The sequence below is a fragment of the Rhodopseudomonas sp. BR0C11 genome (genome assembly GCF_010820945.1).
Taxonomy (GTDB): Bacteria; Pseudomonadota; Alphaproteobacteria; order Rhizobiales; family Xanthobacteraceae; genus Rhodopseudomonas; species Rhodopseudomonas palustris_H.
The window spans coordinates 1-9,364 of the sequence record NZ_QTKI01000171.1; the positions used below are offsets into that span (position 1 = coordinate 1).

At 64.5% G+C, this 9,364-nt stretch carries 10 protein-coding genes; 6 read left to right on the plus strand and 4 right to left on the minus strand.

Translation table 11 applies throughout. The features are described 5' to 3' along the window. The 3 genes from DYI24_RS14410 to DYI24_RS14420 all read left to right on the plus strand — a co-directional run. The coding region (locus tag DYI24_RS14410) for an ArgE/DapE family deacylase (protein ID WP_164572777.1) at positions 1-1,178 on the plus strand (1,178 nt) is incomplete at its 5' end. A 148-nt stretch (positions 1,179-1,326) separates the two neighbouring features. Then, positions 1,327-1,725 carry a PaaI family thioesterase gene (locus DYI24_RS14415; protein WP_164572778.1) on the plus strand — a complete coding sequence of 133 codons (399 nt, stop codon included), beginning with the start codon at positions 1,327-1,329 and terminating at the stop codon, positions 1,723-1,725. Positions 1,726-1,978: 253 nt separating this feature from the next. Continuing rightward, the gene (locus DYI24_RS14420; RefSeq protein ID WP_107344911.1) at positions 1,979-2,602 is read left to right on the plus strand and encodes a GNAT family N-acetyltransferase; all 624 of its coding nucleotides are present in this window, start codon (positions 1,979-1,981) and stop codon (positions 2,600-2,602) included. A 97-nt stretch (positions 2,603-2,699) separates the two neighbouring features. On the opposite strand, the gene DYI24_RS14425 is transcribed toward DYI24_RS14420, so the two are convergent. Beyond that, positions 2,700-2,996, minus strand: coding sequence for a hypothetical protein (locus DYI24_RS14425; RefSeq protein ID WP_011158576.1), 297 nt, complete (start codon positions 2,994-2,996; stop codon positions 2,700-2,702). A gap of 175 nt (positions 2,997-3,171) precedes the next feature. Next, the gene (locus DYI24_RS14430) at positions 3,172-3,345 is read right to left on the minus strand and encodes a DUF1328 domain-containing protein (RefSeq protein ID WP_164572779.1); all 174 of its coding nucleotides are present in this window, start codon (positions 3,343-3,345) and stop codon (positions 3,172-3,174) included. 299 nt (positions 3,346-3,644) lie between these two features. Here DYI24_RS14430 and DYI24_RS14435 point away from each other — a divergent pair, with 299 nt between their 5' ends. Beyond that, entirely contained in the window at positions 3,645-4,481 is an 837-nt protein-coding gene (locus DYI24_RS14435) for a tetratricopeptide repeat protein (RefSeq protein WP_164572780.1), read from the plus strand. A gap of 260 nt (positions 4,482-4,741) precedes the next feature. Further along, positions 4,742-6,604, plus strand: a complete 1,863-nt coding sequence (locus tag DYI24_RS14440; RefSeq protein WP_107344909.1) for a potassium transporter Kup — start codon at positions 4,742-4,744, stop codon at positions 6,602-6,604. Positions 6,605-6,613: 9 nt separating this feature from the next. Here DYI24_RS14440 and DYI24_RS14445 read toward each other — a convergent pair whose 3' ends face one another. Further along, positions 6,614-7,261, minus strand: coding sequence for a CPBP family intramembrane glutamic endopeptidase (locus DYI24_RS14445; protein ID WP_164572781.1), 648 nt, complete (start codon positions 7,259-7,261; stop codon positions 6,614-6,616). Positions 7,262-7,769: 508 nt separating this feature from the next. On the opposite strand from DYI24_RS14445, the gene DYI24_RS14450 reads away from it, so the two are divergent. After that, positions 7,770-8,186, plus strand: coding sequence for a hypothetical protein (locus DYI24_RS14450; RefSeq protein WP_164572782.1), 417 nt, complete (start codon positions 7,770-7,772; stop codon positions 8,184-8,186). A gap of 21 nt (positions 8,187-8,207) precedes the next feature. Here the strand turns inward: DYI24_RS14450 and DYI24_RS14455 are convergent, their stop codons facing one another. Beyond that, positions 8,208-9,194, minus strand: a complete 987-nt coding sequence (locus tag DYI24_RS14455) for an aldo/keto reductase (protein WP_164572783.1) — start codon at positions 9,192-9,194, stop codon at positions 8,208-8,210. Positions 9,195-9,364: the final 170 nt, after the last annotated feature.

Sequence of the window (9,364 nt, forward strand, 5' to 3'; positions counted from 1 at the left end):
GCGGGGCCGAGGGACCGTGCCAGGACATGATCGGAGATCTGCTCCGGCAGCGCGGCTATGAAGTCGACGACTGGCATATCGACCTCGAGGATCTCAAGGATCTGCGCGGCTACGGTCCGATCGAGCACGATTTTTCGAAAGCGCGGACCGTGGTCGGCACCTATCGGCCGTCGACCAATGCCGGCCGATCGCTGATCCTGCAGGGGCATTGCGACGTCGTGCCGACCGGGCCGATGGAGATGTGGGACACTCCGCCGTTTTCGCCCGCGATCAAGGACGGCCGGATGTACGGCCGCGGCGCATGCGACATGAAGTCCGGCACCATCGGCGCGCTGTATGCGTTGGATGCGATCAAGGCCGCCGGCCTGCGTCCGACGGGGCGGATTCACTTTCAATCGGTGATCGAGGAGGAGAGCACCGGCGTTGGCGCGCTCTCGACTCTGCAACGCGGTTATCGCGCCGATGCCTGCTTCATTCCCGAGCCGACCGGCGGCAAGATGGTGCGTTCCCAGGTCGGGGTGATCTGGTTTCGGCTGAAGGTGCGCGGTTTCCCGGTCCACGTGTTCGAGGCTGGCTCGGGATCGAACGCCATCACCGCGGCGTATCACTTGATCCACGCGCTGGAGAAGCTCGAGGAGGAGTGGAACAAGCGCGCGGCGAGCGATCGCCACTTCAAGAGCGTGCCGCATCCGATCAACTTCAATCCTGGAATTATCAAGGGCGGAGACTGGGCGTCCAGCGTGCCGGCGTGGTGCGACGTCGATTGCCGCATCGCCATCCTGCCGGGCTGGTCGGTCGCCGACCATCAGGCCGAGATCATGGCCTGCGTCACCGCGGCGGCGCGCAACCACCGCTTCCTGTCGAACAATCCGCCGCAGGTGGAGTGGTCGGGCTTCCTGTCGGAAGGCTATGAGCTCACCAACTCGGCCGAACCCGAGGCAGCCTTCGGCAAGGCGTTCTCGGCGGTGTATGGCGGTGCCCCCGAGGATCTAGTGTTCACCGCGCTGACCGACACCCGGTTCTATGGCCTCAACTACAACATCCCCAGTCTTTGCTTCGGCGCTTCCGGTGCGGCGATGCACGGCTTCAATGAGTACGTCGATCTCGACTCGCTGCGGCAATCGACCAAGGCGACGGCGCTGTTCATTGCCGAATGGTGCGGCGTCGAGCCGGTCTGAGGCACAGCTCGCGCGCCGCGTCGATGACCTGACAGGTCATTGCATCGAGGCGGACCGGTAGGCATCGGTCCGCCTGACAAATCCAAATGAGCGACGGTCGGCAGCCCGCGCCGCCGTCGCCACATCGGCGGGCAGGGGAGGCGCGACCATGACGCCGCTGGAGAAGATCAATTCAATTCCGCTGCCGTTCGCGGCGCTGATGGGGCTGCGCTTCACCGAAGCCGAACCCGACCGTGTCGTCGCCACGCTGCTGGTGCGTGACGATCTTTGCACCGTCGGGGCCAGTATTCATGGCGGCGCGGTGATGGCGCTTGCCGACAGCGTCGGCGCGGCCGCGACCGTGATCAATTTGCCGGCCGATGCCAAGGGCACCACGACGCTGGAGAGCAAGACCAACTTCATTGGCCCGGCGAGGGCAGGCTCAACCGTGGTGGCGACCGCCACGCCGGTGCATCGCGGACGGCGCACCCAGGTGTGGCAGACCCGAATCGAGACTGAGGACGGCAAACTGGTGGCCGTGGTCACGCAGACGCAGATGGTGCTATGATAAGGTTTGAGCCCTCCGTAAGATTACGAGGGTGCGACGCAAAACCGCTCCCCGAGCACCGTTTGCGCTGCCTCAAGCTTCCTTAACCGCCTTAGTTTAGATAGGTTTTGCGAAAGTTCGAGGGCTCTCCGCCGTTCTTTCCTAGGCGTCGCCTGCGAATGGGTCTTGAATATTATTGTGCAATGCACAATATGACTTCTGTCTAGGGAAGAGAACGCCTCCTTGAGGGTCATCCCGAGAGGAGAGAAGACTTATGCACGACGCTCTCATCGCCGATCTCACCGGCTCAAAAGGGACGATCCGATCCCTGATCAATCAAGAGCTGCCGCTGCTGCGGGATCACCTGTTGCGCCTCGATGCCGAAAGCCGGCGCGATCGCTTCAATGGCTTCGCCGACGAAGGCTTCATCGATCGCTACGCCATGAAGTGCGGCGGCGACGGCACCATCATCATCGCATTCTTTGCGGAAGACGGCTCTGTGCATGCGGCTGCTGAGCTGCATCAGCCCGATCTGCACATCGACTCGCTTCCCGAAATCGCCTTCAGCGTGGAAAGCCATCTGCGCCGCAAGGGCATCGGCAGCATTCTGTTCAAGCAGCTGATGGAGGTCGCACGCTCGCTCGGCTACGAGAAGCTGCGGATCACCACCGGCTCGCAGAACCAGGCGATGCGCGCGCTCGCTAACAAGTTCGGCGCGCACCTGACCTTCCGCCAGGGCGAGTCGACCGGCACGATTGATCTCCAGCACGAGGCGGACACGGTCGCGCCCGCGCGCTCGATCGACATTCCGGGCGGCGCGGCCAATGCGCTGATCTCCTTCAATCAGGCTTGCTGGAACCTGTTTCTGCGAATGTCGGGCTTCAATCGCGCGGCCTGACGATCCGGCACCGCAAAACAACAACGCCGCGTGCTAACAGCCCGCGGCGTTCTTTTTTGGTCAGAGGCTGGCTCGAACGGCCGAGCGCGCAGGCCGGTCAGATTCGCTTGTCGTTGCCGACGATCCGGCGCGACACCCGGCGCTCAACCACGACCGAGCGCTGGAAGCCCTGTTCGCCGGTGATCACCCGCGACGTTCGTGCCGAGGCACGGGCCGACTTCCGGACTTCCTTCAACACGGCTTCGATCGGCATCCCCATCAGGGACGCGGCAATCTCCGCCTGCGAGTCAACGTCGTCGGTGATGCCGGCCGCCGCAAAGATCGCTTCTTCGAGAGTCGGCGGGTCGCGTCGCACGCGCCGCACGCCATATTTGGTATTCCAGTCTTCGCTCATCGACGGCCCCGGGTTGAGTGCGTTTACCTAGTGGAGCCGATGTTGCATTGCAATATTGAATATCGGCGACGCGAACCGGACCTTGGTCGAAGGTGGCGGGCCACCGTTTGCGCCAGATCAAACAGGAAGCAGATCATGGCTGCCCTGCGCCGAAGCGCAGGGCGCTGCGTACTGATTAGGCTCTGAAGATCGTGAATCCGAGAATCAGCAGCACGACGAAAATCACCACGAAGATGTAGAACAGAATCCGCGCGATGTCGGCAGACGCGGCGGAAATTCCGGTGAATCCGAAGATGCCGGCGATGATCGAAACGATCAGAAAGATCAGCGCCCATTTCAAAATCGTCATTAGGTTCTTCCTTGGCTGAGACTGCCGGCTTGAACGACGCGCAAATGCAATAGTTCCGACACGGGGGCGGTCCGACCGAGCGGCTGGCGCAGGGCAAAAGCCGGAGCCCGATGCCCATCCTGATGCTTGCGGCAAGGCGGTTTTCGACGACCCGCAGGTCTCCTCCACAATCCTTTGTCGCGCCGGGTCAGTTTAAACCTGCGTGGGGATTGGCTAGATTGCGCCCGATCGAGGCTGCCTGTGGCGGCCGGAGGCTGCTTGCCGGGGGCCGGCGCGGCCCGCGTGTTTGGGGATGAATGATGATGACGAGATCGTGGGCCGCCGACGGATCGGCTGTCCTGCTCGCGCTGTTACTTGGGGGCGCGATCACCTCCGCACACGCGCAGTCGGCCGATCTGGTGTTGTGCGATCGGATCGCCGCTGACCCGGCCGATCCCGACAAACCCGCCGATGTGAAAGGCGTGACCGAGATCGCGCCCGGCGATGTCGCGACCGCCATCAAGTACTGCCGTGTTGCTTCGGCCGGATCGCGCCGGGCGATGTACGCGCTCGGTCGTGCCTATGCGGCCGGCGGGCAGACCGCCGAGGCGATGGCCGCGTACCGTAAGGCCGCGGACAAGGGCTCGAGCGCAGCCATGGTTGAACTCGGCGTGGCTTACGCGACCGGCGTCGGGCTGCCGAAAGACGATGCCAAGGCGCGGCAGCTCTTGGAGCGTGCTGCGGCCGCGGGCAACCCGCGCGGTATCAGCAATCTGGCGGCGCTCGGCGGTGGGGCGTCGTCCGACCCCGTGAAAACCCGAGCCTTGCTTGCCAAGGGCGCGGAGAGTAACGCCGAGGCGCAATATCAGCTCGGCATGATGATGGCCGACGGTATCGGCGGTCCGAAAGACGACGTCGGCGCGCGAGCTCTGTTCGAGAAGGCGGCGGGGCAGGGGCACCCCGGTGCTCTGCTGCAAATGGGCGCGTTCGCCCAGGCCGGCCGCGGCGGTCCGAAGGACAGTGACGCGGCCAAAGCGTACTACGAGAAGGCTGCCGCGCTAGGCAATGCCGACGCCAAGGCGGCGCTGAAGCGGAGCGATTGCCCCTATGTGCTTAAGGACAAGCGCGGAAACATGGTGACAAACCTATGCTTCTAGGCAATCGACGCAGCCGCGCCTGACTGGCTTCAACCGAATCAACACACACTCGACCACGTCCTGGAGCGTCGGCGCCGCGCGCCCCTGATCCAGGTCAATCAAGGGGCGTAGCCTTCATGCAACAGACGCGGGACCGATTTCGAGTGCTGCCCCGGGGACCTCGGCGCAGCGCGCCGGCTCATGGTCCGGCTGCGGCGCCCGCGCGGCGGGTGCTGTGCCCCGCGTCTATTGCATCCGCCCAGGCGGCCCGAGGATAGGCAATGAGCCAGCAGAAGAAGGGCATCGGTCTCCTGGTCAGTGCCATCGGAGTCGTGTTCGGCGACATCGGCACCAGCCCGCTCTACGCCCTGAAGGAAACCTTCGCCGGCCACCACCCGATTCCGGTGACGCCCGACAACATCTTCGGCGTGCTGTCGCTGGTGTTCTGGACGGTGATGCTGCTGGTGACGGTGAAGTACGTCATCGTCATCATGCGCGCCGACAACCACGGCGAGGGTGGCAGCCTGGCGCTTTTGGCGCTGGTGACCGAACTGACGCGCGGCCGGCGCGTGCACTATCCGCTTATGATGCTCGGCGTGATCGCTGCCGCGTTGTTTTACGGCGACAGCATGATCACGCCGGCAATCTCGGTGCTCAGCGCCGTGGAAGGCCTGGAAGTCGTCACGCCGGACCTGAAGGCCTATGTGGTGCCGATCACGGCCGTGGTGCTGACTCTGCTGTTTGCCATCCAGTCGCGCGGCACAGGATTGGTCGGGCGGCTGTTCGGCCCGGTCATGTGCCTGTGGTTCCTGACGCTGGCCTTGCTTGGCATCGCCAACATCGTGCATGCGCCCGAAGTGCTCGAAGCGATCAGCCCCACCTTCGCGATCGAATTCGTGTTCCGTCATCCGCTGATGAGCTTCTACGCGCTCGGTTCGGTGGTGCTGGCCGTCACCGGCGGTGAGGCGCTGTACACCGACATGGGACACTTCGGCCGCTTTCCGATCCGTCTGGCTTGGTTCGGCCTGGTGCTGCCGGCGCTGCTGCTGAACTATTTCGGCCAGGGCGCGCTGCTGATCCACGATCCGTCGGCGATCCAGAACCCGTTCTTCCGGCTTGGGCCGGAATGGATGGTGGTGCCGATGGTCGGGCTGGCGACGCTGGCGACCGTGATCGCGTCGCAGGCGGTGATCTCCGGCGCCTACTCGGTGGCTCGGCAGGCGATCCAGCTCGGCCTGCTGCCGCGGATGACGATCGTTCACACCTCGGGTGAGGAGGCCGGCCAGATCTACGTGCCCTTCACCAACTGGACCCTCTACCTCGCCGTGATGGCGCTGGTGGTGGGCTTCCAGTCATCGAGCAATCTGGCGGCGGCCTACGGCATCGCCGTGACCGGCACGATGATGATCGACACCATCCTGGTGTCGTTCGTCGCCGCTCTGCTGTGGCGATGGCACCCGGCCGTGGTCGCGGTGGTGATCGGCACGCTGCTGCTGCTCGACTTCGCGTTCTTCGCCGCCAACATTATCAAGGTCGCGCAGGGTGGCTGGTTCCCGCTGTTCATCGGCTTCATCTCGTTCACGGTGCTGACGACCTGGCGGCGTGGGCGAGCGCTGGTGCGCAAGCAGCTCAAGAAGCAGGCGGTGCCGCTGGACGTGGTGCTGCGCGCGCTGGGGCCGAACGTCTCGCGCGCCCGGGGCACGGCGGTGTTTCTGACCGCCGCGACCGATGGCGTGCCGCCGGCGCTCCTGCATAATCTGAAGCACAATCAGACCGTCCATCAGCGCGTCATCCTGACGACGGTGAGTACGGCCGAAACGCCCTACGTGCCGGACAGCGAGCGCGTGCATATGACCGATATCGGCGACGGCTTCCATCGCCTGATCATCCGCTACGGCTTCATGCAGACGCCGGACGTTCCGGCCGCGCTTTCGCTGTGCAAACAGTTCGGGCACGAGTTCAACATGATGTCGACCTCGTTCTTCCTCAGCCGGGAAACCTACGTGCCGAGCCTCAATCCCGGCATGGCGCTGTGGCGCGAGCGGCTGTTCACGTTCATGACGCTGAACGCGACGCGGGCGACGACCTTCTTCAAGATTCCGACCGACCGTGTGGTCGAGCTTGGGACCCAGCTCGAGATTTGAGGACGCCGATCAGGCAAGCCCGAGCGCAAAGGCGAGGGTGCCGACGGCGGCGTGCGAGGCGATCAGCGGCCAGATGTTGAGTGTGCGCCAGTACACAAATCCCCACACCACGCCGAGCAGGAAGGTGTTGAGTAGCAGGGCCGGATCGCCGTAGCAGAGGTGGATCAGCGAGAACAGCGCGGCGGAATACAGCACATAGGCCCAGCCGCCGTGCTCCATCCGGTCCGTGATTAGCTTTGGAATCGAGCGGCACACCACCTCCTGGCACGGACTTGATACCAGCACGTAGAACGGTGCGAAGCTGAGCCAGGCCGGTGGCTGCGCGTCGAAACTGAACAACCGGGTCTGGAGCAGCATCACCGCCGAGATCAGGCTAGTGACCGCAACAGCTCCAAGCCAATGCCGCCATTGGTGCGGACGGCCGAAGCCGAGTTCGGTGAAAGAGAAGCCCGCCCACAGGCACAGCCCAACGCACAGGGCCGACACCACGATCAGTGCGCCCATCCGGTACTCGAACGGCAGCAGCCCGAATTGGATGGCGAGGCCCGGCGCTGCGAGCAGTAGCGTCAGCCCGGCCAGCGGGGCGAAGCGGACAGCCGGATGCGGGGCAGCCGCGGTCTGGGTGGGAACCTGTCGCAAAAACGTCATGAGACCCATAATCCGGTATTAGCCGGTGGGTTCCAGTACGGAAGGCTCCGAGGGTCAGCGGCGCACGCCGGCCCCGACGCTGATGCTGCCGCCGAGCTTGACGCAGGTTGTGCCGCCTTCGACCTGAACGAAACCCGGGCCGAACGCCGAGCATGGATTTCGCCCGGACGCGAGTGGGCGCGTCGGCGCGCTACTCGGTTCTGCGCGCGCCACAGGCGCCGCCGATTTGTGCGGTTCCGCACCGGCTGAGGCCGGTATCAGGACGGCAAGGACGATCAGCATCCGTTTCATCGGTGCTGCTGTAGCGCCTCGGCGCTCATCTGGCCAGTCGCGGCAGATGTGGAGCCGAGTGGGCTTGCCCAAAACCTGCCGCAATCGCAACGCCGTGCTGAGTGGTGGAAGGACCAGGGCTGCGGCAGCCGGCGTGCTTGACGGCACCCGACGGCTCCGGTTTGAGGATCATCGCCGCGGGCGGCGGCCAGCCGCGTGTGGTACGGGGCAAGGGACGGGGATTTCGATGAGAACGATCATGGTACTTGCCGCGCTGCTCGTGTCGAGCGCGGCGCTGGCGCAGAGCAATGCACCGGCTGCCGGCACTGCGCCGGCCGCTACCAACGGGACGCCGATGGTGGGCGATCAGCCGTTGGTGCAAATCAAGCCGAAGGGCCACAAGGCGGCCAAGCACACGGCGGCTGCCAAGCCGTCGATTGCTGATCAAGTGAAGGCCTGCGTCGAGATCGAGGACGCCACCAAGGAGCGGCTGGATTGCTTCGATGCGGTGTATCCGCCGAAGCCGAAGGCGACCAAGGCGGGTGCCAAAGCGAAGCCGGCCAAGACTGCGGCGGATTGTCGCCTGCTAAAGGAGGAGGACGAGCGGCTCGCCTGCTACAACAGCTTCTTCGACAAGGCACCGGCCGCCGCTCCGAAGACCTAGTCTCAATTCCGCTGGTCGGTCTCAGCCGTTGAGCCCGGCCAGCGCACTGTCCGGATAGCGCGCGCCGACGGCGGCGTCGGCCGGCAGCGCCTCGCGGATGGTCGCAAGGTCATCCGCGCTCAGCGACACCTCGGATGCACCAAGGTTTTCATCCAGCGTCGCGATCCGCCGCGTACCGGGGATCGGAATGATCCGATCGCTCTGGTGCAGCAGCCAGGCGATCGCAAGCTGCGCCGGCGTGCAGCGTTTAGCGTCCGCGAGCTGCCGGACCTTCTCCACGAGCTTCAGATTGGCATCGAGATTGTCGCCGACGAACCGCGGCGAACGGCGGCGGTAATCGTTCGCTTCGAAGCTGCTGGCATCGTTGATCGCCCCCGTCAGCATGCCGCGGCCGAGCGGCGAGTAAGCCACGAAGGCAATGCCGAGTTCGTTGCACGCCGGCAGCACTTCGGCTTCCGGATCGCGGGTCCACAGGCTGTACTCGCTCTGCACCGCGGCGATCGGATGCACGGCGTGCGCCCGGCGTAGCGTCGCCGCCGAACACTCCGAAATGCCGAGCGCGCGGACTTTGCCGGCCTCGACCAGCCGCGCCATCGTGGCGATGGTTTCCTCGATCGGCCGGTTGGTGTCGATGCGGTGCACGTAGTACAGATCGATGACCTCGACGCCGAGCCTCTTCAACGAGGCGTCGCAAGCCTGGACGATGTAGGCCGGCGAGTTATCGATTGTGCGCTCGAGCACATTGTCCTGACGGACGATGCCGAATTTGCTGGCGATGCGCACGTCCGGGTGTGCGCGCAGAAACGACGAGAGCAGTTGCTCATTGTGACCGCGGCCGTACATGTCGGCCGTGTCGTACAGCGTGACGCCGCGTTCGTAGGCATGCTCCAGCGTGCGCAGCGATGAGGCGTCGTCAGAGGAGCCGTAAAACTCCGGCGACATCCCCATGCAACCGAGGCCGATCTCACCGACACTGATTCCGCTGCTACCGAGAATTCGCTGCTTCATCGCAACCACCCCAACCTGAATGCACGACACAGTCTGACGCCGGAATAGTGTCACGGCGGCGACAGAACGCGCATTCGATTGGCGCAAACGAAGCTTTGAAATGGGGGCTGGTGAGTAGTTACCGCAAAAGGCCGACGGTCGGCCGTATCGACGATCAGGCCGCCGCAGGG